A 22692-nucleotide genomic window follows, 5' to 3' on the forward strand; every position below is an offset into this window, starting at 1 on the left:
GTTGTGTCAGTGATAACGCGGGGGCTTGTTTCAGGGCGGCTGCGCCACCCAGCGCGGGGCAAGCCCGCTCACTACAAGGTGTAGGGCTTAGAGGCTTGGCAGGAGCTTGGCCGGCACCAGCTCATTCAGGCAGCGGCTGGCGAGCAGTTCGCTGGCGGCGTTGATGTCCGGCGCGAAGAAGCGGTCCTTGTCGTAGAACGCGACTTTGCTGCGCAGAATGCCGCGCGCTTTTTCCAGCTTCGGCGAGGTTTTCAGGCCTTCGCGCAGGTCCAGGCCTTGGCACGCCGCCAGCCATTCCACGGCGAGGATGCCACGGGTGTTCTCGGCCATTTCCCACAGACGCTTGCCCGCAGCCGGCGCCATGGAGACGTGGTCTTCCTGGTTGGCGGAGGTCGGCAGGCTGTCCACGCTATGGGGATGGGCCAGCGCCTTGTTCTCGCTGGCGAGTGCGGCGGCGGTCACCTGGGCGATCATGAAGCCGGAGTTGACCCCGCCGTTGCCCACCAGGAATGGCGGCAACTGGGACATGTGCTTATCCATCATCAGCGAGATGCGGCGCTCACTCAGCGAGCCGATTTCGGCGATAGCCAACGCCATGTTGTCAGCGGCCATGGCCACCGGTTCGGCGTGGAAGTTACCGCCAGAGATCACGTCGCCTTCGGCGGCAAACACCAGCGGGTTATCCGACACGGCGTTGGCTTCCACGACGAGCACTTCGGCCGCCTGGCGGAACTGGGTCAGGCAGGCGCCCATGACTTGTGGCTGGCAGCGCAAGGAATACGGGTCTTGCACCTTGTCGCAGTTCTGGTGCGACTGGGACACCTGGCTGCTTTCACCCAACAGGTCGCGGTAGGCCGCAGCCGAATCGATCTGCCCACGCTGGCCGCGTGCCGCATGAATACGCGCGTCGAACGGCGAGCGCGAACCCAACACTGCTTCCACGGTGAGGCCGCCACACGCCAAGGCGCCAGCGAACAAATCTTCGCCTTCGAACAGGCCACGCAGGGCATACGCGGTGGACACCTGGGTGCCGTTGAGCAGCGCCAGGCCTTCCTTGGCGGCGAGGGTCAGCGGCGCAAGGCCGGCGACTTTCAGCGCCTCGGTGGCTTCCAGCCATTCGCCTTTGTAACGTGCCTTGCCTTCACCCAACAGGACCAGCGACATGTGCGCCAACGGCGCCAGGTCACCGGAGGCCCCCACCGAACCTTTCAAAGGAATATGCGGGTACACCTCGGCGTTGATCAGTGCGATCAGCGCGTCGATCACCTGGCGACGAATCCCGGAGAACCCACGGCTCAGGCTGTTGACCTTGAGCACCATGACCAGCCGTACCAGCGCGTCGCTGATCGGCTCACCCACGCCAGCGGCGTGGGACAGCACCAGGGAACGCTGGAGGTTTTCCAGGTCTTCGCTGGCGATGCGGGTCGAGGCCAGCAGGCCGAAACCGGTGTTGATGCCGTAGGCGGTGCGGTTCTCGGCGAGAATCTGCTCCACGCAGGCAACACTGGCTTCGATCTGCGCCGTGGCGCTGTCATCCAGACTGAGAGTCACCGGCTGCTGGTAAATGGCCCGCAGTTGGGCAAGGCTCAGTTGGCCTGGAATCAGATTTAGCGCAGTCACATTCATACTCCTTTGAAATTGTTATTCAGTGCAGATTCGGTAAGGCAGTGGCTTTGAGCAAGGTGGCGGCAGCTGCAATGTCCGGCGCCAGCCAGCGGTCCTGCTCATAGGCCGGGACCACTTCACGCAACAAGCGCCAGGCACGGTCGGTGCCGACGCCAAAACGCTGGTCCTTGAGGAACTCGAAGGCCTGGGCGGCCAGCAAATATTCGATGGCGAGGATCTGGGTGACGTTGGCCAGCACCGAGTACAGCTTCAGCGCGGCATTCGTGCCCATGCTCAGATGGTCTTCCTGCAAGCCCGAGGTGACGAAGTTATCGAGCACCGCCGGTTGCGCCAGTTGGCGGTTTTGCCCGCACAGGGAGGCGGCGACGTACTGCACGATCATCATCCCGGAGTTGACCCCGGGGTTGCTCACCAGGAACGCCGGCAAGCCGCTGACGTGAGGGTTGATCAGGCGGTCCAGGCGACGCTCGGCCACCGAGCCGATTTCGGCCATGGCAATGGCGAGCATGTCTGCCGCCAGCGCGACCGACTGCCCGTGCGGGTTGGCCTGGGACACGACGCGGTAGTTGTCCGGAGTGCCGAGTACCAGCGGGTTGTCGGTGGCGCTGTTGAGCTCGGTCTCGACCTGGCGAGTGGCGTGCTCTACCTGGTCGCGGGCCGCACCGTGGATCTGCGGGATCGAGCGGATGCTCAGCGCGTCTTGTGTACGAATGCCTTTGCTGCTGGCGATCACTTCACTGCCGTCGAGCAAGGCACGCAGGTTCATGCCAACCAGTTGCATGCCGGGGTGCGGCTTGAGGGCGATGATTTCTTCGTCGAACGCATCGATCTGGCCGCGCTGCGCTTCGAAACTCATCGCGCCGATCACGTCGGCCCATTGCAACAAATGATGCGCGTCGGCCAGGGCCAGGCTACTCAGGCCGGTCATGCACGGCGTGCCGTTGACCAGGCACAAGCCGTCTTTGGCACCCAGCACCACCGGCTGCAAGCCTTCGGCGCTCAAGGCCTGCTGCGCCGGGACGATCTGGCCCTTGTAGCTCACGTTGCCCACACCGAGCAACGCCACGCCGATGTGGGCCATGTGGGTCAGGTAACCCACCGAACCCTGGGACGGCACTTGCGGCGTAATACCGTGGTTGAGCAGCGCCAGCAGCGAGTGCACCACCTGCGGATGCAGGCCGGATTTGCCGTGGCTGTAGTTGATGATGGCAGCGCAGATGATCGCGCGGGTTTGCTCATCGCTCAGCACCGGGCCCACGCCACACGCGTGGCTCAGCAGGGTATTGCGCGACAGTTGGCTCAGTTGTTCGCCCTTGAGCGACACGTTGCACAACGCACCCAGCCCGGTGTTCACGCCGTAGGCGCGCTCGCCGCTGGTGACAATGCGCTGCACGATGGCCTGGGCATTGTCGATGCGTGCCCAGGCCTGGCCCGAGAGTTCGAGGACGGCGCCGTGGCGGGCCACGGCGACTACGTCCTGCCAGCGCAAAGGGGCGTTGGCGATGATGATTTTTGTTGGCAGGGACATCTTCATACCTTCTTCAATTCTTTGCAGCCTTGCCGGCCTCATCGCAGGCAAGCCAGCTCCCACATTTTGAACGCACTCTCCTGTGGGAGCCGGGCTTGCCCGCGATGGCGCCGGTCGGCTCACCACACAATCCGGATCAGACTACCGCCGCCCGCCGCTGAACAAACCGGTCCACATACTCATCCGCCGGCGAATGCAGGATCTCGCGCGGCGTGCCGACCTGGATCAGCTTGCCGTCCTTGAGAATCGCGATGCGGTTGCCGATGCGCACGGCCTCGTCGAGGTCGTGGGTGATGAACACGATGGTTTTGTGCAGGGTCTTTTGCAGCTCCAGCAACTGGTCCTGCATCTCGGCGCGGATCAACGGGTCGAGGGCGCTGAACGCTTCGTCCATCAGGATGATGTCGGTGTCCGCCGCCAATGCGCGGGCCAGGCCGACACGCTGGCGCATGCCGCCAGAGAGCTGGTGCGGGTATTTGTTTTCGTAGCCCTTGAGGCCCACGGTTTCGATCCAGTGCAGGGCGCGTTCGGCGCAGATCTGCTTGGTTTCGCCGCGCACCTTGAGGCCGTAGGCAACGTTATCGAGCACGCTCTTGTGGGGCAGCAGGCCGAAGCTCTGGAACACCATGCTGATCTTGTGCCGACGGAATTGGCGCAGGGCTTCCATGTCCAGTTGCAGGATGTCTTCGCCGTCCACCAGGATCGCGCCACTGGTAGGGTCGATCAGGCGGTTGAAGTGGCGCACCAGCGTGGATTTGCCGGAACCCGACAGGCCCATGATCACAAAGATCTCACCGGTGCCGATGCTCAGCGACAAGTCGTTCACGCCGACCACGCAACCGGTTTCGGCCAGTACCTGGTCCTTGGTCTTGCCCTGGCCGATCAGCGACAGCGCGTCCTTGGAACGGGCGCCGAAGATCTTGAAGACGTTTTTAACTTCAATTTTGCTGACAGTAGTCATTTGCTCGCCTCATGCCGTGGACGACCATAGGCCTGGGTAATGCGGTCGATGACCACTGCGAGAATCACAATCGCCAGGCCGGCTTCGAGGCCACGGCCGACGTTGAGGGTCTGGATGCCGACTAGCACGTCTTCACCCAAGCCACGGGCACCGATCATCGAGGCGATCACTACCATCGACAGCGCCATCATGGTGGTCTGGTTGATACCGGCCATGATGCTGGGCAATGCCAGCGGCAGTTGCACGCCGAACAGTTGCTGCCAGCGGTTGGCACCAAAGGCATTGATGGCTTCCATGACTTCGCCGTCGACTTGGCGAATACCCAGGTCGGTCAGGCGAATCAGCGGCGGCGCGGCGTAGATCACCGTGGCGAAAATCGCCGGGACCTTGCCCAGGCCGAACAGCATCAACACCGGGATCAGGTACACGAAACTCGGCATGGTTTGCATGATGTCCAACAGCGGCATCAACACCGAGCGCAGGCGATTGCTGCGCGCCGAGAGAATGCCCAGCGGAATGCCGATCAACACCGAGATCACCGTGGCCACCATCATCAAGGCAAGCGTCTGCATCAGCTTGTCCCACAGGCCAACCGCGCCCACCAGGAACAAGAGGCCGACGATCACCGCCGTGGTCACCACCTTGCGGGTGGCGTGCCAGGCGACAGCGCCGACGATGGCCAGCATCAGCCACCAGGGCGCTGCGCGCAGCAGCCCTTCCAGGTTGACGATGGCCCATAACAGGGTGTCGGAGATGTGCCGGAACACATCGCCATAGTTGGTGACCAGTGAGTCCACCCAACCGTTGACCCAGTCGGCGATGGAAAACGTAAAACTCTCAGGAAACATATCGTGCTCTCGATCCAATGGGTTGTGGCCAGGCGCCCGACCAACCCATCAGGGTAGCCGGGCACGCTTGACCTACAAGGCCGCGTCGATTTTCTTGGCTGCGTCGTCGCTCACCCATGCGTGCCAGACTTCAGGATGTTCCTTGAGGAAAATTTTCGCCAGTTTTGGCGACTCAATTCGCTCTTTGGCCATGCGACCGAGGTTCTGGTTAAGCAGGTCGATGGGCAGGTTGACCTTTTCCAGCACGGCCACCAATTCCGGGGCCTGCTCGTGGAACGTCTTGGACAGGCCGACCTTGATGCTCACGGTTTTATCCACACCGGGTTTTTCTTCCAGCTTGACCAGGTCGACCTGGCCCATCAGCGGAGTTGGCGACCAGTAATAGAACAGGATCGGCTCGCCACGCTTGTAGCTCGACAGCACCGCCGCATCCAGCGCCGGGCCGGTGCCTGGGCGGAAGTTGGTGTAGGTGCTTTCCAGGCCGTAGCTTTTCAGCATCTCGGTGTTGTCCAGCTCGCAGGTCCAACCGGCTGGGCAGTTGTAGAAACGGCCCTTGGACGGTTCTTCCTGATCCTTGAACACCGAAGCGTACTTGGCCAGGTCGGCGATGTTTTTAAGGTCCGGCGCCTTGGCTTCCAGCTTGCGCTTGGCATCGCCTTCGATCACGTAGCGCGGTACGTACCAGCCTTCGACTGCCCCTACCACGGGCGCGCCGACACCGACGACTTTGCCGGCCTTCTCGGCCTTGTTCCAGACTTCGCTGCGGCCCACCCACTCTTCGGCAAACACTTGGATGTCGTTGCTGCTCAGGGCGTTTTCCATGGTGATGGAGTTGCCCGGCAGGCTGTCGGTTTTGCAGTCGTAGCCTTTTTCCAGAACGGTTTGCAGGATGTCGGTAAGCAGCATGCCGCTTTCCCAGTTCAGGCCTGCAAATTTCACCGGTTTACCGGACTCGCACCAGCCGGCCGCTTGGGCGCCGACAGAAGCCAGCACGCCCGCAGAGAACAGTGTGGCCAACAAGGTTTTATGCATTTTCATTGTTGTGACGCTCCCAATCTTGAAATGGATTACGGCAGTCAGTAGGCATCCTGCCCTGTCCACGTCCCATCAGGCTTGTGCAGCCAGCCCGTTTGTCGTCGTTGGTGCAGCGCCCTGCTCTACCGGCAGGATCAGGTGTTCAGGAATTGCGCTGTGCCACTTTTTCGCGGCCCAGTAGTAAAGCGCCGCCGGTACCACCAGGCCGATGATCCAGGAGATATCGGTGTCGCCAAGGCTGGCGACCAGGGGACCGGTGTAGAAGTGCGTGGAGATGAACGGCATCTGGATCAGCACGCCGAACACATAGATGCTGATGCCCATCACGTTCCAGCGACCGTAGCGACCGTTGGGGTTGGAGAGCGCCGGAATGTCGTAGCGCTCCTTGGTGATGCAGTAGAAATCCACCAGGTTGATCGCGCTCCACGGAGTGAAGAACGCAAGCAGGAACAGGATGAACGCGGAGAAGTCCTTGAGAAACGAGTCCTTGCCCAACAGCGCCAGCGCAGCAGCAATCGACACCATCAGGAAGATGTACAGCAGGCGCACCGCACTCGAGATGTGCCGGCTGCCACGAAAACCGCTGATGATCGTCGCGATGGACATGAAGCTGCCGTAGGCATTCAGGGTGGTCACGGTGACCTTGCCGAAGGCGATGCTGAAATACAGCAGCGCCGCGACAACCCCGGTACCGCCCAGGCTGACGATGAACGACACTTCGTGGTGGGCAAATTGCGCACCCGCCAGGGCCGCAGCGAACACGCCAAACACCATCGACGCCTGCGCACCGATCACCGAACCCAGGCCAACGGCCCAGAAGGTTTTCGACGCGGATGTGCTACGGGGTAGATAGCGCGAGTAGTCCGCCACGTAAGGGCCGAACGCAATCTGCCACGACGCCGACAACGAGATCGCCAACAGAAAACTGCTCAGGGAAAAGTGCTTGTTGCCCAGCAGCGCGCCAACGTCGTTACCTGCCAGCAATGTGTAGAACAGGTACACAAACGCGATGACGCCGAGCACGCTGGCCACGCGCCCTATGCCGTGGATGACGCGGTAGCCGAAAATGGTAAACACCATGATCAAGCCTGCGAACAGCACGATGCCGACCCAGTCTTCCACGTGCAGCAACTGCGCCACCGCTTGCCCCGCCAACAGCGAACCGCTGGCGGAAAAACCGATGTACATCAGGCACACCAACACCAGCGGGATCACCGCGCCATACACGCCAAACTGCACGCGGCTGGAGATCATCTGCGGCAAACCCAATTGCGGACCTTGCGCCGCGTGCAACGCCATCACGCCACCGCCCAGCAGTTGGCCGATCAACAGACCGATCAACGACCAGAACACATCACCGCCCAGCACCACGGCCAAGGCCCCGGTGACAATCGCAGTGATCTGCAGGTTGGCACCCAGCCACAGGGTGAACTGGCTCAATAGACGACCATGTCTTTCCGCTTCCGGGATGTAGTCGATCGAACGCCTTTCGATCAACGGGGTGGTGTCATTTGCAGCCATGGGTGTTCAACCTCTGATGGATTGTTATTCGGTGGTGCGGGTGAAACAGGTCTTGTGTACACAGCAGGTCATCTGTGGGAGCTGGCTTGCCTGCGATTCAAGCAACTCGGTCTGTGGGTAGAACCGAGGTGATGCCATCGCAGACAAGCCAGCTCCCACACCAACCGGGCCAGTCGTTACTTGATCATCGGCAGGTTCAGGCCTTGTTCCTTGGCGCAGTCGATCGCGATCTGGTAACCCGCATCGGCGTGACGCATGACTCCGGTAGCCGGGTCGTTATGCAGCACACGGGCAATGCGTTCAGCCGCTTCATCGGTACCGTCGCAGACGATGACCATGCCGGAGTGCTGCGAGAAGCCCATGCCCACGCCGCCGCCGTGGTGCAGCGAAACCCAGGTCGCGCCGCTTGCGGTGTTGAGCAGGGCGTTGAGCAGCGGCCAGTCGGACACAGCGTCGGAACCGTCCTGCATGGCTTCTGTTTCACGGTTCGGGCTGGACACCGAACCGGAGTCGAGGTGGTCACGACCGATCACGACCGGAGCCGACAGCTCGCCGCTGCGTACCATTTCGTTGAATGCCAGGCCGAGCTTGGCGCGTTGGCCTAGGCCAACCCAGCAGATACGTGCCGGCAGGCCCTGGAAGCTGATGCGCTCGCGCGCCATGTCCAGCCAGTTGTGCAGGTGAGCGTCGTCCGGGATCAGCTCTTTGACCTTGGCGTCGGTTTTGTAGATGTCTTGCGGGTCGCCGGACAGCGCCGCCCAGCGGAACGGACCGATGCCACGGCAGAACAGTGGGCGGATATAGGCCGGTACAAAGCCTGGGAAGTCGAATGCGTTTTCCACGCCGACTTCTTGCGCCATCTGGCGGATGTTGTTGCCGTAGTCGAAGGTCGGAATGCCTTGTTTCTGGAATTCCAACATGGCTTTGACGTGAACGGCCATCGACTGCTTGGCGGCCTTGATCACTTCGGCCGGCTCGGTCTTGGCGCGAGCGCGGTATTCGTCCCAGGTCCAGCCGGCAGGCAGGTAGCCGTTGAGTGGGTCGTGGGCGCTGGTCTGGTCGGTAACCATGTCCGGGCGCACGCCGCGCTTGACCAGTTCCGGCAGAATTTCGGCCGCGTTGCCCAGCAAGGCGATGGAGATGGCTTTGCCTTCCTTGGTGTACTTGGCGATGCGCGCCAGGGCGTCGTCGAGGTCGGTGGCTTGCTCGTCGACATAGCGGCTGGCCAGGCGGAAGTCGATGCTGACCTGCTGGCATTCGATGTTCAGCGAGCAAGCGCCAGCCAGGGTCGCGGCCAGAGGCTGGGCGCCGCCCATGCCGCCGAGGCCGGCGGTGAGCACCCAACGGCCAGTGAGGTCACTGTTGTAATGCTGGCGACCGGCTTCGACGAAGGTTTCGTAGGTGCCCTGGACGATGCCTTGGCTGCCGATGTAGATCCAGCTGCCGGCGGTCATCTGGCCGTACATGGCCAGGCCCTTGGCATCCAGTTCGTTGAAGTGCTCCCAGCTGGCCCAGTGCGGTACCAGGTTGGAGTTGGCGATCAGTACACGTGGAGCGTTGCTGTGGGTCTTGAACACACCGACCGGTTTGCCGGATTGCACCAGCAGGGTTTCGTCGTCATTCAGGTTAGTGAGGCTCTCGACAATTTGGTCGTAGCACTCCCAGTTACGCGCCGCGCGGCCGATGCCACCGTACACCACCAGTTCCTTCGGGTTCTCGGCCACTTGTGGGTCGAGGTTGTTCATCAGCATGCGCAGCGGCGCTTCAGTCAGCCAGCTTTTGGCGGTGAGCTTGTTACCGCGGGCGGCGCGGATTTCAACGTCACGGTATTTTGTAGGCTTGGTCACAGCTAAGACTCCTCGGCGATCGATGCGCGAACATTGATGGTGCGAAGGAGAGTCTTACGCACACATCTTTACTTGTACATACAAGCATATGCAATCAAGCGGCCAACTTGCTGAGGGTGCTGTTGAGATTTTTTTTGAAATCGTGCGCAAGCCTTGGAAATTAAGGCTTCAAGGCTTGATGAAATTTCTTACAAGAGAGTTTTACAGCGAGGAAGGTTTGTCACGGCAGCGTGGCTTTGCGCCACGCTGGGGCATTCGGTAACAAATTGGTGCGGAGGCTGGAAACAGATTTTGTGAACACCACAAAGCAAATGTGGGAGCTGGCTTGCCTGCGATAGCAACGGTGAATTCACCGCCGCTATCGCAGGCAAGCCAGCTCCCACAGGTATTAACCGAGTTGGGTCAGTTCGATGATGCAGCTGCGGCCGCTGACGGAAATATCCAGCAAGCCAGTGTTACCGTCGATTTGCAGGCAGTCGTGGTGACCGAGCTTGTGCTCCAGCACCTTCACTTCATCCGCCACGCTAAACACCAACACCGTCTGCGCGGTGGTGAAAAAGCGCTGTTCGCCATCAATCCACTGCAACCGCGCGTGATACCGCGCTGGCGAATAGATCAGGTTGAAATCGCGAATCGGCCCGGTGATGAGGCGGCATGAGACCTGGCTGTCACCCTTGAACGCGAACGCTTGCAGCGGTAACAACCCGCGCTGTTCCTCGCCATCGACGGTCAATACCATGCCCGCGCCTTGGATTACGGTGATCACACGCTGGTAGCCGGCGAACGTGGAGAAGCCACCCGACTCGGCGATGTCAGCAATCGACAGGCGCCAGCCAAAGCCATCCAGACCCGCACCGGCGTCACGGGTGATCTCTTCGGTGCTGCCACCGCCGTTTTTCCACGGCATGCGCACGTAGTCAGCGGCGCGCCAGACTTTCACTTCACTCATTTGCTGAAACGTCCTTCCAGGCTGTGACGGGAACCGGGGTGGATCAAGCGCGCAGCGGTCACCGGCTGGCGGCCGGACCAGGTGCGCCGGCGAATCAACAGGCACGGTTCGGTGGGTTCGATCTGCAACAGCGCGCACTCGGACGCGTCGGCCAGGATCGCCTCGACCACGTGCTCGCCTTCTGTAAGCGGCGCCACCTGGTTCAAATACGCGTAAGGCGTCTGTTGGGTGAAGTCCTGTTGCAGGTATTCCGGGGCGACCAGGGCGTTGACGAAGCGGTCTTCGATTTGCACGGGAATATCGTTTTCGAAGTGCACGATCAACGAGTGGAACACCCGCCCGCCTTCACGCATCTCCAGGGCAACGGCACGTTCGGAACCGGCGGCCTCTTCGCCCAGGGTAATCACCTTGCACGTGTGCCGATGACCGCGAGAGGCGATCTCATCGGCAATGTTGTGCACTTCGAACAGCGCCGACTGGCTCTTGGGCTCGGCGACGAAAGTCCCCACGCCCTGCATACGCACCAGCAAACCTTCGGCGGTGAGTTCACGCAGGGCGCGGTTGATGGTCATGCGGCTGAAACCCAGCTCGCTGACCAACTCACTCTCGGAAGGGACACGGTAATGGGGTGGCCAGTTGCCGTTGAGAATCTGCTGGCTGATCATCTGTTTGACGCGGGCATACAAGGGCGCCGGACTTTCGTCCATGTGGGCAGCCAGCGAAGAGTTGGCGGGCGGAGTCGGCACGGGGAATCCTTGCAGAGGGAAAAGATGCATAGATTGCCGGAGTTTACCGAGCAGGCAAACGTCTGTATATGTATATACAAATAAACACACGACCGGGGTGCCTTGATCATGTCCGCTTTCTTTGCCGAACGCGCACTGCTGCCTAATGGATGGGCCAATGATGTACGTCTTGAAGTCAGCGCCAATGGCCTGCTGACAAAGGTTGAGGCCAATGCCAGCTTCGAAGGCGCAGAACGGCTGAGAGGCCCGGTTTTGGCGGGCATGCCTAACTTGCACTCCCATGCATTTCAGCGCGCCATGGCGGGTTTGGCCGAAGTGGCCGGCAACCCGAATGACAGTTTCTGGACCTGGCGCGACCTGATGTACCGCATGGTCGGCAAGATCAACCCAGAGCAACTTCACGTCATCGCCCGTCAGCTGTATATCGAAATGCTCAAGGCCGGCTACACCTCGGTGGCAGAGTTTCACTACGTGCATCACGACGTCAGCGGCCAGCCGTATGCCGATCGCACTGAGTTGTCGCGGCAAATCAGCCGGGCTGCCACCAGCAGCGGTATTGGCCTGACGTTGCTGCCGGTGCTCTATACCCATTCCGGGTTTGGCGGCCAGGCGCCGAATGACGGCCAGCGTCGATTTATCAACAGCACTGAGCACTATCTTGACCTGCAGGCGCACCTGAAACCCATCTTGGCCGCACAACCTGCGCAGCAGTTGGGTCTGTGCTTCCACTCCCTGCGCGCTGTGACCCCGGAACAAATCCAATCCGTGCTGGCTGCCAGCGACAAGGCTTGCCCGGTGCATATCCACATCGCCGAACAGCAAAAGGAAGTCGACGATTGCCTGGCCTGGAGCGGCAAGCGTCCGCTGCAATGGCTGTACGACAACGTTGAAGTCGATGAACGCTGGTGCCTGGTGCATGCCACCCATGCTGATACAGATGAGGTGGCGCGCATGGCCAAGAGCCGCGCAATTGCCGGTTTGTGCCTGACCACCGAAGCCAACCTGGGCGACGGGATTTTCCCAGCCGTGGACTTCCTCGCGCAGGGTGGACGCATGGGCATCGGCTCCGACAGCCATGTGTCATTGAGCGTGGTGGAAGAGTTGCGCTGGTTGGAGTACGGCCAGCGGCTGCGGGATCAGCGGCGTAATCGCTTGTATCGCAGCGATCAGCCGATGGTCGGGCGCACGTTGTTTGATGCGGCCCTGGACGGCGGCGCGCAGGCGCTGGGGCAAGCGATTGGTCGATTGGAAGTGGGCAAACGCGCGGATTGGCTGGTGCTGGACGGCAATGATCCGTACCTGGCAACGGCCACAGAAGATGGAATTCTCAATCGCTGGCTGTTCGCTGGCGGGGATCGGCAGGTGCGGGATGTGCTGGTGAACGGGAAATGGGTGGTGCGCGATGGGCATCATGCTGGCGAGGAAGAAAGCAGCCGGGCGTTTACCCAAGTTTTAAGAGATTTGCTGAGCTGACTGGCGACACATAACAAATGTGGGAGCGGGCTTGCTCGCGAATGCGGTGGTTCAGTCAGAACATCTGATACTGATACACCGTATTCGCGAGCAAGCCCGCTCCCACATTTTGATCGGCGGTAGCCTCAGGTTTACTGCGAAGTCTTCGCCATCTCTTTGTCCGACGTACGCCAGATCAGCCGCGTGGTGTCATACCCCTGTTGCCGCGCCCTGCTCAGCAGGTCTTCGCGGGTGTCGGTGTTGACGGTCGGTGTACGCGACAGGATCCACATGTAGCGCCGGTTAGGGCTGCCGACAATCGCGGTCTTGTAGTCATCACTGACGTACAACACCCAGTAGTCACCCTTGGCAACGCCCGGAAGAAGCGAGGTAAACCAGTTATTGAATTCCACCCAGAGCTTGTCGGTCTTGCCCGGCACTTGCGGGGTGGCGGTACCCTTGGCTTCTTCCCACTTCCATTCGGTCGTCAGGCACCGGTTGTACACCGACATGTCGCCATCAGGCAGCAAGGTGTAACGGGCTTCGGACTGTGCGCAGTTGCGCTGGAAGTACATCGGCAATCGGGCCAACTCATACCAGGTGCCCTGGTAACGCTTGAGGTTGACGTTGCTCGCTGTCTTGGGTTGCAGATCATCGCCAGAATGGCTGGCGCAGCCCGCCAAAAACAGGCTGGCGCAAAGGAACAAAACAAAACGCATCATTCTTCTTCTCCCGCAGGCTCGCGCCCCGGTTTACTTCAGGCCTTGCCCGGAAAACATCAGAACTTTGTCACCGGCGTATTGCACGCTGATAAAGCTGTTTTTATCGCCCCACGTGCAACTGGACATGCCCAGTGCGCCGGAGCAATCGGTCGGCTTACCCAGCAACGACTCCACCTCGGCCTTGGCCATGCCGGCCGACAACTTCGCGTAGTTTTCTTGGTTGACCTTGCTGCACGCGGCCAATAGCACGCAAAAAGCCAGCAGGGAGAGACGGCGTAAAGACATGGAAAAGCTCCTGGAGAGACAAGCAGCTGGGGTATCTGCCAGAAGCTTAGAAGGGAAAAGAGGTGTCTGGTTCCCGATGAGCAAAAACAAAAAAGCCCCGAAAACGCTGAAACGTTTCGGGGCTTCTTTTTAAGGTGATCCGGCTCACAACAACGCGGATAACCTATCGCTGCAATTTACTGCTTGTGATACGCCGTCACGCGCTCGACTTCTTCCTTCGAACCCAGGAACACCGCCACACGCTGGTGCAGGCCTTCAGGCTGGATGTCGAGGATGCGCTGGTGGCCGTCAGTGGACGCACCGCCCGCCTGCTCAACCAGGAAGGACATCGGGTTGGCTTCGTACATCAGGCGCAGTTTGCCCGGCTTGGAGGGCTCGCGGCTGTCACGTGGGTACATGAACAGGCCGCCACGGGTCAGGATACGGTGCACGTCAGCCACCATCGCTGCCACCCAACGCATGTTGAAGTTCTTCTTCAACGGGCCTTCTTCGCCTGCCATCAACTCGCCGACATAGCGGGTCACCGGCTCTTCCCAATGGCGCTGGTTGGACATGTTGATCGCAAATTCCTGAGTGGACGCAGGAATGGTGATGTCTTCGTGGGTCAGCACGAAGCTGCCCATCTCGCGGTCCAGGGTGAAGCCTTTGACGCCGTCGCCCAGGGTCAGTACCAGCATGGTCTGAGGGCCGTAGATCGCGTAACCGGCAGCGACCTGCTCGGTACCTGGCTGCAGGAAGGCCTTTTCGTTCAGGGCTTCGTTCTGGCTCAGGTATTCGTTCGGGCAACGCAGTACCGAGAAGATGGTACCGACCGGTGCGTTGATGTCGATGTTGGACGAGCCGTCCAGTGGGTCGAACACCAGCAGGTACGCGCCTTTCGGGTATTTGCCCGGGATCTGGTAGGCATTGTCCATTTCCTCGGACGCCATGCCGGCCAGGTGACCGCCCCATTCGTTGGCTTCGAGCAGGATCTCGTTGGAGATCACGTCGAGCTTCTTCTGCACTTCGCCCTGCACGTTTTCAGTGCCCATGCTGCCCAGGACACCACCCAGTGCGCCTTTGGACACGGCGTGGCTGATTTCCTTGCAAGCACGCGCCACCACTTCGATAAGGAAGCGCAGATCGGCAGGCGTGTTGTTGCTGCGGGTCTGCTCAATCAAATAGCGACTCAAAGTAACGCGGGACATGTAAGGCTCCGGAGAATGGGGGGCTTAAAAACCCGCGCAGTTTAACGCGAGTCGGGGCGTATTTCCTCCTATCAGAGGATTTAAACCCAATAGAGTTCATGGACTTTATTTAACGTGCCACCGGCGGCTTGCGCAGCAAACTGTAGGCCATGGCGCCCAATGCCGCCACGCCGAGCAGCAGCACGGCCCAAAGCCCGAGCTTTTTCCAGTTCGTTCCGGCCTCCACCGCCGCTACAACAGCAGGCGAAGTGAACCCTACCTCCCCGTCTACCTTGGCCAACCCCAATGCGGTGAGACGCTCGGCTTTGTAGTCCGGAATCAGCGTCGAAAGCGGCAGGTTCGCTGCCTTGGCCGACGCATTCCCCAGCGCGAGGCTGAACGGCGGCTCGCCCCGCGCCAGGAACACCAACTGCGTGGCACGTACGGCAAACCGCAAGGCCGGCGCTTCGATGCCCAGGCCGCCGCCGCGCTCGTCCACCTGCAACTTGAGTTCGGTGACGGTCTGTCCAGGCAGCTGCAATTGGTCCTGCACCACGTCCCGGCCGTCCTGGGTCAGGCGGTACAGCAAACCATTGCTCAGGGGTTGCCACGCCTGCTTGTCGTCCCGACGCCCAGACAGCGTGACTGGCGCCAACGTGTTGGGCTGTTTCAGCTCGATACGCAGGCGCTCGATGCTCAGCGCGGCAGGCAACCGCCAACTGTATTCCCCCGCCTTGAGCCGCGCGCCCGCCAGCGGCTGCGACCACACCAACGGCAGCGGCAGGCTGCTGCTGGTGGCGCTCGCCAGTTTGGCCGATGTCAGCAGTGGCGCCGCCTGGCCTTGCCACACCAGACGCAGGTAACGCGCCGATTGCCCCGGCAGGCTCACGTCGTGCTGCTCCACCCGCTCGTCGGCAAACGACAAACGCGCCACTTGCCCATCGCCCCAGGCTTGCCAATGCTGCAGGTCGTTGCTGGCCTCAATGCTGAAACGCTGGAAACCGTCCCTCTCATGGCTCCAATCGAGGGTCAGTTGCTGCAACGGCGCCTTGATCGCACTGGCATCCAGCACCCAACCGCGCAGCACTTGCTGGCCGTTGACCGAGGACGGGCGAATCTCCAGCAGTGTGCCGTCGGTGGTGGCTTTCATCACCACGCCCGGCAAGGCTTCGTGGGTATCGGCGGCATACAGCGGGAACCACTTCACGTCGGTGACGTTGCGGCTTTCGGTGCGTTGCGAGGCTTGTCGCGACAACGCATAAGCCTGCGGCTCACCCGCCGCGTTGAATACCCGCACGTCACTGAGATCTGCCTGGCGGGCGTTCAATTGCACCGCCAATGGCAATTCCAGGCGATACCAGGGGCCGTTGCCACTGATCGCCAAAGGGACGTGAGTCGCGAAATCTGCCGGTGTTTCTTGTGCATGCACCGCTGAACACAGGATCCATACGGCCAACCCACTCAGACTCACTTTGCCCATCAAGAAGGTGCTCCCTCGGTTTCAACGCGCTTGGGCGGCAGCGGTGCAAAGTAACCCACCACCAGCAACAACCCACCCACCCCAATAAACGACACGATCCGCGCCAACCCGCCACGGTTGCTCAACTCGACAAAGAACAGCTTGGCCACCACCACGGCAATCAGCGCCGCACCGATCAGCCACACTTCGCGACGGCGACGCAGGTGGCCGCCGATCATCAGGCCGAGGGCGATCAGCGTCCACACGATCGACAGGCCGGCTTGCACCAACATCGACTCGAGCAACGCATCCAGCTGGAACGGCACACCGCCCCAATGGTGCGCGGTGCGCATGACCACCGCAGTAAAGAATGCAAACAACGAGAGCCCCGCCACCCCCTGGGCGATTAGCTCAGCCTGCGGCCCGCGTTGTGGCGCCACGCTTCGCGACCACAGGTAGATGCCAAACAGTGCGAACAACAGGCCCACGTCCAGAGGATTGAGCAGCGGCAGATAAGGCAGCGGCGCAGCCGTACCGTCACTGAAGATAGTTGCCAACCAGAACCAACCCAGCATCAATACCGCCAACGGCAACGCTGCGTGTACGCGGTACTCGTGCGGATACGCCGACACCGGCCACGGCCAACGGCGCGGCGCAGCGGCCAGCACCAGGTACAGACTCGGCAGAATCGCCCAACCCAGCCAGCGCCAGGCGTTGTATTCGCTCGACAGCATCAACAGGCCGTAACGCAGCTCCAGTGCCAACACGCCGATCAACATCCAGCAGCCCAGTATGTGCGCCGCACCCAGCACCTTGGCGGGCAGCAGCGCCGCCAAACGCCGCAGCGAGACGAAATGCACGCCAAACACCGCCAGCCAAGCCAGCCAACCGAACTGCGCGGCCGGGTGGTAGTACGCGTCCCATGCGCCCAACAGCACCAAACCTGTTGCCGGCATCAGCAACGTAGCGGCCACCCCCAGAGACGCCCAGCGCAGGCGCAGCGCAAGCACCGTCCAGAGCGCCGCGCTGAGTGCAGCGGCGAGCAACAACAACGTGGTGTGCAACGTGTAGGGCGCCGAGCCAACCACCTCGCTGACCCAAGCCAGCGCCCACCACGCAACACCCCAGGCCAACAGGGCGTTGGACAAACGGCCACGCGGCAAGCGCCAGGCGCCCGTCAACGCCGCCAACGCAATGATCAGCGGTGTCCACAGATGGGCCACCGGGTCGAGCAGGAACAAACCGCCGGCGAGCAACTGCACCGCAACGCCACAGCGCACCACCGCTTGCGAGCCAATTCGGTGGCCTGCCCACAGCGTCGCAACACCGGCGACCGCCCAACTGATGACACACCCTTGGGTCGACAGTAGCAGCGGCGCCAGCAAATACGCGCAGCCAAGGCCCAGGGCCGCCAACCAAGGAGCGCCCACGCGCTCCCAATGCCGCGTCTGTTCCGGCACAGCCTTGTGAACTTGATAAAACGTGAACAGCAGCGCCGCGCCAAGCAGCAAAGCGCTCAACGGCGGACCTTCCAGCAAGGTGTCCTGGCCACTGCGTAACTCACTGAGGAATGCGAGCAGCGACCCCAGTTGCAGCAACAAGGCAAATATCCGCGCCATCGGTTTGTGCTGGCGCAGGCCCAGCCAAAAAATCCCCGCGCCCTCAACGGCCCACGCCGCAGCGGTCCAGCGCGCATCGAGGCCCAACGGAATGGCCAGGCTGGCGAAAATCACGCCAAGGGCCAGGCAGGTTTCCCCCAGCAACGCAGCGCGACCGCCACTGAGCAATCGGGCCAGCACCATGTAGACAATGCCCAGGCTCAATGCACTAAAAGCGGCGCCGAACTCCAGATGCTGCACCAACGCGAACTGCAGGCCAAAGCCCACCAGCGGCGGCCCGAACAGCAAGGTGCCGTCGACATAATCGCCCTTGCGCAGTTGCGCCCCCAGGCTGTCGCCCGCGTCCGCTTCCATCAGCTTGCGCCGGGCATACAACAGGCCAATGCCCAGGTACATCACAAAGAACAGCACCAGGAAGGGCTCGGTGCTCCACAACAATTCCGGTGTATAGGCGCGAGCGCCCCAGGCGAAGCCGATGCCAAAGGTGCCGACAAAACCGATCACATTGAGCAGGCGCCAAGCCTTGAACCAGGCGATGGCGAGGATGCCCGCATTGAGCAACGCAAAGTAGCTGAATAGCGCTACATGACTGCCCGCGCCAGTGGAGGCAAGGATCGGCGCCGCAAAACCGCCGAGCGCCGCCGCGCAGGCCAGCCCCAGCGCATTCTGGGTAATTGCCAGGATCGCCGAAAACACCGTAACCGCCACCAGCAAACCAAACGCAGCACCGGGGTCGATCAACGGGTGCAGGCGCATCGCCGCGAACACCGTGAGGTACAGCACTGCGATCCCGGTTCCTTGCAGCATCAACCCATAGTTGCTGTTACGCAGGCGCAGCCACCAACCCAGGCCCAATAGACCAATGGCCGCCGCCGCCACACCGGCGTAGCGCATTTCAATTGGCACCACCATGCCTTCGGTGGCATAGCGCAGCAGGAACGCCAGGCCAAGGAATAGCAGCACCACACCCACCCGCAGCACGGTATTACCGCCCAACAGCCAGTTGCGCGCAGCAGTGAAGGCACGCTCGATCAGGTTGGGGCCACGAGGGGTGGCAGGCTCTTTGGCAGGGGGCGTCGATGTCCAGGCGTCGTCTGCCAACGGTTGGCTGGCTTCGGCGGTAATGGCAACCGGCGCCAATTCAGCCGGCAACTCCCAGACAAGGTCAGGGACCTTGGGGGCTGGTGCAGGTTCAGGAATGGGGGATTCGACAATGACACTGCTTGTAGCGACTGGCACTTCCAGTTGCCGCAAGCGATCACCCAGCGCGATCAGCGCCTTCTGCGTGGTTTCCAGCTGACCTGCTTGCTTGTCCGCCTGAGCCGACAGCTGCGCCAGGCGAATCGCCTGGCCAATGCCCAGGCCCAGCAGTGCACCGACGCCTGCGTCGCTGAACGACTCATCGAGCGTCCAGCCGAGCGCGAGGCCAATCAGCATGAAAATCCATTGCATGGTCGATATTCCCTAAGCAAACCTGCACTCAGTATATCGACGCAGCACTAATGTGGGAGCGGGCTTGCTCGCTCCCACAGGGTTTTGTGGTGTTTAGTCGAGCGCTTTCCAGATTTCCGTGGCGTATTCGCGGATGGTCCGGTCCGAACTGAACCACCCCATCCGCGCCGTATTGAGCACCGCCGAACGCCACCAGGCCTTCGAATCGTGCCAATGCCTTTCGACCGCCGCCTGGGCGTCCCAGTAGGAGTCGAAATCGGCACACACCAGGAACCGGTCGTAGTCGACCAACCCGTCGATCAGCCCCACATAGCGGCCAGGATCATCCGGCGAGAACACCCCGCCTCGGATCGCTTGCAGCACATCGTTGAGGCGATGGGACGCGGCAATTTCCGGCCCGGCGTTGAATTCGCCGGCGTGCTTGCGGGCTTCCACCTGCTGGGCACTGAGGCCGAAGATAAACATATGCTCGGCACCGACGCGCTCGTGCATTTCCACGTTGGCGCCGTCCATGGTGCCGATGGTCAGCGCACCGTTGAGGCCGAACTTCATGTTACTGGTGCCCGAGGCTTCAAAGCCGGCGGTGGAGATCTGCTCCGACAAATCCGCCGCCGGAATGATGCTTTCCGCCAAGCTGACGTTGTAGTTGGGCAGGAACACCACCTTGAGCAGGCCGCGAACGGTCGGGTCGTTGTTGACGGTACGGGCGATGTCGTTGGTCAGCTTGATGATCAACTTGGCCTGGTGATAACTGGCTGCCGCCTTGCCCGAGAAGATCTTCACGCGCGGCACCCAGTCGGTGCCCGGCTCGGCTCGGATCGCCTGGTACAGCGCCACGGTATGCATCAGGTTGAGCAACTGGCGCTTGTATTCGTGGATCCGTTTGACCTGCACGTCGAACATCGCCGCCGGGTTCACCGAAATGCCCAGGCGTTCGTGAATAATGTCTGCCAGTGCACGCTTACTGTGCAGGCGCTGTTCGGCGAAGGCTTTGCGGAACGCCGGTTTTTCGGCGAACGGTTCCAATTCGACCAAGCGCTGTTCGGGCGTGTCGAGGATGTCCGGCCCCAGGGCCTCCACCAGCATCTCGGTGAGCTTGGGGTTGGCCTGGTACAACCAGCGGCGGAAGGTAATGCCGTTGGTTTTGTTATTGATACGTTCCGGGTAGAGCTTGTGCAGTTCGGAGAACACCGTGCTGCGCATCAATTGGGTGTGCAAACCGGATACGCCGTTGACGCTATGGGACCCAAGGAACGCCAGGTTGCCCATGCGTACGCGGCGGCCGTTGTCCTCTTCGATCAGCGACACCGCGCGCAACACATCAAAATCGTGGATGCCTTTGGCGCGTAGCGAATCGATATGCTGGGCGTTGATCAGGTAGATGATCTGCATGTGCCGGGGCAACATGCGTTCCATCAGGCCGACAGGCCAGGTTTCCAATGCCTCGGGCAGCAGGGTGTGGTTGGTGTAGGACAGGGTTTCGACGGTGACGTCCCACGCCGCTTCCCACGGAATATCGTGCAGGTCCACCAGTTGGCGCATCAACTCAGCCACAGCGATGGACGGGTGGGTGTCGTTGAGCTGGATCGCGGCGTGTTCGCCAAGGCTCAGCACGGAGCCGTGCATGTTTTTGTGGCGGCGCAGCAAGTCTTGCAGGGAGGCGGCGACGAAGAAGTATTCCTGGCGCAGACGCAGTTCCTGCCCCGCTTCGGTGCTGTCTGCCGGGTAAAGCACTCGGGAGATGCTTTCAGCGCGAGCCACTTCGGCAACCGCGCCCAAATGGTCACCGGCGTTGAAGCGCTCCAAGTGCAGGTCTTCCACCGCTCGCGCACGCCACAGGCGCAAGGTGTTGACGCTGGCGCCACGCCAGCCGACCACCGGGGTGTCGTAGGCAACCGCGCGTACAGTTTCGTTGGGCGTCCATACCTGGATCATCTTGCCGGAAGCGTCCGCTTTGGTTTCGACGCTGCCGCCAAAGCCAATCGGATAAATCACCTCGGCCCGCTCGAACTCCCAAGGGTTGCCGAAATCCAGCCAGCGTTCGGTCTGTTCCTGCTGCCAGCCATCGACGATCGCCTGGCGAAACAGACCATGTTCATAACGAATGCCGTAGCCGTGACCAGCAATGCCCAAGGTCGACATGCTTTCCATAAAGCACGCCGCCAGACGACCCAGGCCACCATTGCCCAGTGCCGCGTCGGGCTCCAGCAGGCGGATGCGCTCCAGGTCGACGCCCAATTCCGACAACGCTTCACGAGCGATCTCCAACACGCCGAGGTTGCTCAGGCTGTCGTAGAGCAAGCGCCCAATGAGGAACTCCAGGGAAAGGTAATAAACCCGTTTCTGCCCTTTACGGTAGATGCGCCGGGTGTGATCCATCCAGTGATCGACCATCTGGTCGCGCGCGGCCAGGGCAATGGCTTCGAACCAGTCGTGGTCGAAGGCGTGATCCGGGTCCTTGCCCACCGCGTAGGTGAGCTTGGTCAAGACGGCATCGCGGAATGCGGCTACCTCTGCTTCTCGTGCAAGTGGTTCCTGAGACATCAATTGCGACCTCGGGCGAGATAGAAGGAGTTGCTAGAGCCTAGACGGTCTGACAGACGGTAGACGCTCTGGTTCGGCACTTTTTTAACGCATTTACCTTTGTGAGATTTTGATGCATTGGCCGTGCCTGCTTTTACTGCCCGCACGCCTTCTGGCTGAAACCCACAAAATATTGTTCAAAAAATCACCAATCCCGGTATGATCGCGCGCCCGGATACAGCCCCACCTTTTGGAACCCTGATGAAGCCTCAACTGATCGCCGCCGCGGAACTCGACCGACTTGAAACGTGGCAGAAATATTCCGCGCATATGTGCGGTGGCTGCGTGTCCAGCTGCTGCACGCTGCCGGTCGAAGTGAAGATCAAGGACCTGATCCGCATCGGCATCGTCGATGAGTTCGAGCGCGGCGACCCGCCGAAGAACATCGCCAAGCGGTTGCAGAAGGAAGGCATCGTCGAGCGCTTCAATTCCAAGTCCGAGATTTTTACCCTGCAGCGCATGAGCAACAACGACTGCCTGTACCTGGATCGTAAGACGCGCTTCTGCACTATTTATGACAAGCGCCCGGACACGTGCCGCAACCACCCGAAAATCGGGCCGCGGCCGGGGTATTGCGCGTATAAGCCGAAGGAAGTGGTGCGCGAGACCAAGTTCAAGACCCTCGATAAGTTTTGATCCAGATTCTTTGGTGACTGTGCTGGCCTCATCGCAGGCAAGCCAGCTCCCACACTTGGAATGCATTCCCCTGTGGGAGCGGGCTTGCCCGCGATGAGGCCGGTACAAACAACACACAAATTGCAGGCACAAAAAAACGCCCCCGGCCTTTCGACCGGGGGCGTTTTTCATTCAGCCTGAGTTAACTCAGTTCTTGGCTTTCTTGGCAGCGCGGGTACGCTCGCCTTCGTCCAGGATCTTCTTACGCAGGCGGATCG

At 61.1% G+C, this 22692-nt stretch carries 18 protein-coding genes; 3 read left to right on the forward strand and 15 right to left on the reverse strand.

The window, feature by feature from the left end:
* Nucleotides 1–87: 87 nt before the first annotated feature.
* From hutH (CFE47_RS28600) to hutC, 9 genes are all read right to left on the reverse strand, one after another.
* Nucleotides 88–1626: a histidine ammonia-lyase gene (gene hutH, locus CFE47_RS28600; protein ID WP_286842185.1), complete on the reverse strand. Its 1539-nt coding sequence runs from the start codon at nt 1624–1626 to the stop codon at nt 88–90.
* Nucleotides 1627–1645: 19 nt separating this feature from the next.
* Nucleotides 1646–3154 carry a histidine ammonia-lyase gene (gene hutH / locus CFE47_RS28605; protein ID WP_286842187.1) on the reverse strand — a complete coding sequence of 503 codons (1509 nt, stop codon included), beginning with the start codon at nt 3152–3154 and terminating at the stop codon, nt 1646–1648.
* A gap of 136 nt (nt 3155–3290) precedes the next feature.
* Nucleotides 3291–4115, reverse strand: coding sequence for a quaternary amine ABC transporter ATP-binding protein (locus CFE47_RS28610; RefSeq protein WP_286842189.1), 825 nt, complete (start codon nt 4113–4115; stop codon nt 3291–3293).
* Nucleotides 4112–4963: an ABC transporter permease gene (locus CFE47_RS28615; protein ID WP_012721776.1), complete on the reverse strand. Its 852-nt coding sequence runs from the start codon at nt 4961–4963 to the stop codon at nt 4112–4114. The genes CFE47_RS28610 and CFE47_RS28615 overlap by 4 nt, the downstream gene beginning before the upstream one ends.
* A 72-nt stretch (nt 4964–5035) precedes the next feature.
* Nucleotides 5036–6001 (reverse strand): ABC transporter substrate-binding protein, encoded by a 966-nt coding sequence (locus CFE47_RS28620; protein ID WP_286842193.1) that lies wholly within the window; start codon nt 5999–6001, stop codon nt 5036–5038.
* A 69-nt stretch (nt 6002–6070) separates the two neighbouring features.
* Nucleotides 6071–7519 carry a purine-cytosine permease family protein gene (locus CFE47_RS28625; RefSeq protein WP_286842194.1) on the reverse strand — a complete coding sequence of 483 codons (1449 nt, stop codon included), beginning with the start codon at nt 7517–7519 and terminating at the stop codon, nt 6071–6073.
* A gap of 176 nt (nt 7520–7695) precedes the next feature.
* Entirely contained in the window at nt 7696–9366 is a 1671-nt protein-coding gene (hutU, locus tag CFE47_RS28630; protein ID WP_185704758.1) for a urocanate hydratase, read from the reverse strand.
* Between the two features lie 388 nt (nt 9367–9754).
* Nucleotides 9755–10315, reverse strand: coding sequence for a HutD/Ves family protein (locus CFE47_RS28635; protein WP_286842196.1), 561 nt, complete (start codon nt 10313–10315; stop codon nt 9755–9757).
* Nucleotides 10312–11022 (reverse strand): histidine utilization transcriptional repressor HutC, encoded by a 711-nt coding sequence (gene hutC, locus CFE47_RS28640; protein WP_286842214.1) that lies wholly within the window; start codon nt 11020–11022, stop codon nt 10312–10314. Before hutC ends, CFE47_RS28635 begins: the two co-directional genes overlap by 4 nt.
* A gap of 147 nt (nt 11023–11169) precedes the next feature.
* On the opposite strand from hutC, the gene CFE47_RS28645 reads away from it, so the two are divergent.
* Nucleotides 11170–12534 (forward strand): formimidoylglutamate deiminase, encoded by a 1365-nt coding sequence (locus CFE47_RS28645; RefSeq protein WP_286842197.1) that lies wholly within the window; start codon nt 11170–11172, stop codon nt 12532–12534.
* Between the two features lie 131 nt (nt 12535–12665).
* On the opposite strand, the gene CFE47_RS28650 is transcribed toward CFE47_RS28645, so the two are convergent.
* Both CFE47_RS28650 and CFE47_RS28655 read right to left on the reverse strand, forming a co-directional pair.
* Nucleotides 12666–13235 carry a lipocalin family protein gene (locus CFE47_RS28650; RefSeq protein ID WP_286842200.1) on the reverse strand — a complete coding sequence of 190 codons (570 nt, stop codon included), beginning with the start codon at nt 13233–13235 and terminating at the stop codon, nt 12666–12668.
* Between the two features lie 30 nt (nt 13236–13265).
* A complete protein-coding gene (locus CFE47_RS28655) occupies nt 13266–13520 on the reverse strand; it encodes a hypothetical protein (protein WP_017138621.1) in 255 nt (84 codons plus the stop codon).
* Here CFE47_RS28655 and CFE47_RS28660 point away from each other — a divergent pair.
* A complete protein-coding gene (locus CFE47_RS28660; RefSeq protein ID WP_269835741.1) occupies nt 13519–13653 on the forward strand; it encodes a hypothetical protein in 135 nt (44 codons plus the stop codon). The genes CFE47_RS28655 and CFE47_RS28660 overlap by 2 nt on opposite strands.
* Nucleotides 13654–13696: 43 nt before the next feature.
* Here the strand turns inward: CFE47_RS28660 and CFE47_RS28665 are convergent, their stop codons facing one another.
* The 4 genes from CFE47_RS28665 to CFE47_RS28680 all read right to left on the reverse strand — a co-directional run bounded on the left by CFE47_RS28665 (nt 13697) and on the right by CFE47_RS28680 (nt 21760).
* Nucleotides 13697–14707 (reverse strand): class 1 fructose-bisphosphatase, encoded by a 1011-nt coding sequence (locus CFE47_RS28665; RefSeq protein WP_057008551.1) that lies wholly within the window; start codon nt 14705–14707, stop codon nt 13697–13699.
* A gap of 109 nt (nt 14708–14816) precedes the next feature.
* The gene (locus CFE47_RS28670; protein WP_286842207.1) at nt 14817–16166 is read right to left on the reverse strand and encodes a DUF3999 domain-containing protein; all 1350 of its coding nucleotides are present in this window, start codon (nt 16164–16166) and stop codon (nt 14817–14819) included.
* A complete protein-coding gene (locus CFE47_RS28675; RefSeq protein ID WP_286842209.1) occupies nt 16166–19216 on the reverse strand; it encodes a DUF2339 domain-containing protein in 3051 nt (1016 codons plus the stop codon). Before CFE47_RS28675 ends, CFE47_RS28670 begins: the two co-directional genes overlap by 1 nt.
* 93 nt (nt 19217–19309) lie before the next feature.
* Nucleotides 19310–21760, reverse strand: a complete 2451-nt coding sequence (locus tag CFE47_RS28680) for a glycogen/starch/alpha-glucan phosphorylase (protein ID WP_286842211.1) — start codon at nt 21758–21760, stop codon at nt 19310–19312.
* A gap of 240 nt (nt 21761–22000) precedes the next feature.
* Between CFE47_RS28680 and CFE47_RS28685 the strand changes: the two genes are divergently transcribed.
* Nucleotides 22001–22435: a YkgJ family cysteine cluster protein gene (locus CFE47_RS28685; RefSeq protein WP_017529542.1), complete on the forward strand. Its 435-nt coding sequence runs from the start codon at nt 22001–22003 to the stop codon at nt 22433–22435.
* Nucleotides 22436–22692: the final 257 nt, after the last annotated feature.

The sequence above is a fragment of the Pseudomonas sp. PGPPP1 genome (assembly GCF_002255865.1).
In the GTDB taxonomy this organism is placed as follows: domain Bacteria; phylum Pseudomonadota; class Gammaproteobacteria; order Pseudomonadales; family Pseudomonadaceae; genus Aquipseudomonas; species Aquipseudomonas cremoris.

Bases quoted from the DNA above. Each gene is read 5' to 3' on its own strand.
- hutH (WP_286842185.1), bottom strand. From the start codon at position 1,626: ATGAATGTGACTGCGCTAAATCTGATTCCAGGCCAACTGAGCCTTGCC.
- hutH (WP_286842187.1), bottom strand. From the start codon at position 3,154: ATGTCCCTGCCAACAAAAATCATCATCGCCAACGCCCCTTTGCGCTGG.
- CFE47_RS28610 (WP_286842189.1), bottom strand. From the start codon at position 4,115: ATGACTACTGTCAGCAAAATTGAAGTTAAAAACGTCTTCAAGATCTTC.
- CFE47_RS28615 (WP_012721776.1), bottom strand. From the start codon at position 4,963: ATGTTTCCTGAGAGTTTTACGTTTTCCATCGCCGACTGGGTCAACGGT.
- CFE47_RS28620 (WP_286842193.1), bottom strand. From the start codon at position 6,001: ATGAAAATGCATAAAACCTTGTTGGCCACACTGTTCTCTGCGGGCGTG.
- CFE47_RS28625 (WP_286842194.1), bottom strand. From the start codon at position 7,519: ATGGCTGCAAATGACACCACCCCGTTGATCGAAAGGCGTTCGATCGAC.
- CFE47_RS28635 (WP_286842196.1), bottom strand. From the start codon at position 10,315: ATGAGTGAAGTGAAAGTCTGGCGCGCCGCTGACTACGTGCGCATGCCG.
- hutC (WP_286842214.1), bottom strand. From the start codon at position 11,022: ATGGACGAAAGTCCGGCGCCCTTGTATGCCCGCGTCAAACAGATGATC.
- CFE47_RS28645 (WP_286842197.1), top strand. From the start codon at position 11,170: ATGTCCGCTTTCTTTGCCGAACGCGCACTGCTGCCTAATGGATGGGCC.
- CFE47_RS28650 (WP_286842200.1), bottom strand. From the start codon at position 13,235: ATGATGCGTTTTGTTTTGTTCCTTTGCGCCAGCCTGTTTTTGGCGGGC.
- CFE47_RS28660 (WP_269835741.1), top strand. From the start codon at position 13,519: ATGGAAAAGCTCCTGGAGAGACAAGCAGCTGGGGTATCTGCCAGAAGC.
- CFE47_RS28655 (WP_017138621.1), bottom strand. From the start codon at position 13,520: ATGTCTTTACGCCGTCTCTCCCTGCTGGCTTTTTGCGTGCTATTGGCC.
- CFE47_RS28665 (WP_057008551.1), bottom strand. From the start codon at position 14,707: ATGTCCCGCGTTACTTTGAGTCGCTATTTGATTGAGCAGACCCGCAGC.
- CFE47_RS28670 (WP_286842207.1), bottom strand. From the start codon at position 16,166: ATGGGCAAAGTGAGTCTGAGTGGGTTGGCCGTATGGATCCTGTGTTCA.
- CFE47_RS28675 (WP_286842209.1), bottom strand. From the start codon at position 19,216: ATGCAATGGATTTTCATGCTGATTGGCCTCGCGCTCGGCTGGACGCTC.
- CFE47_RS28680 (WP_286842211.1), bottom strand. From the start codon at position 21,760: ATGTCTCAGGAACCACTTGCACGAGAAGCAGAGGTAGCCGCATTCCGC.
- CFE47_RS28685 (WP_017529542.1), top strand. From the start codon at position 22,001: ATGAAGCCTCAACTGATCGCCGCCGCGGAACTCGACCGACTTGAAACG.